The sequence below is a fragment of the Novosphingobium sp. B-7 genome (genome assembly GCF_000410615.1).
Classification (GTDB): Bacteria; Pseudomonadota; Alphaproteobacteria; order Sphingomonadales; family Sphingomonadaceae; genus Novosphingobium; species Novosphingobium capsulatum.
This window is the reverse complement of the sequence record NZ_KE148512.1, coordinates 11,458-11,680: the sequence shown is the minus strand read 5'-3', so window position 1 is coordinate 11,680 and position 223 is coordinate 11,458. Positions and strand designations below refer to the sequence as shown.

At 75.8% G+C, this 223-nt stretch carries 1 pseudogene; it reads right to left on the bottom strand.

The annotated features are described in order from the left end of the window. Positions 1 to 223, bottom strand: a pseudogene (locus tag H926_RS30190) (tRNA (N(6)-L-threonylcarbamoyladenosine(37)-C(2))-methylthiotransferase MtaB); the annotation flags it as partial.

Here is a 223-nt window from a genome sequence, read left to right as displayed (position 1 = left end):
CCCCCCCCCCCCCCCCGCCACGAACGCGCGGGTATGCCGCTCGGATGCGGCGACCGGCACGGCCGGGGCAGGCACCTGCCAGCGGGCGGGATCGAGCTTGGCTGCGTTGGGCACCACGCCATCCACCTCTGCCATGGCAGCAAAGCCGGCGGGATCGATCGTGGCGGCGCAGCCAGTGACGAGCAGGCGTGCCCCGGGATGATCGCGGCGCAGGCGGCGCACC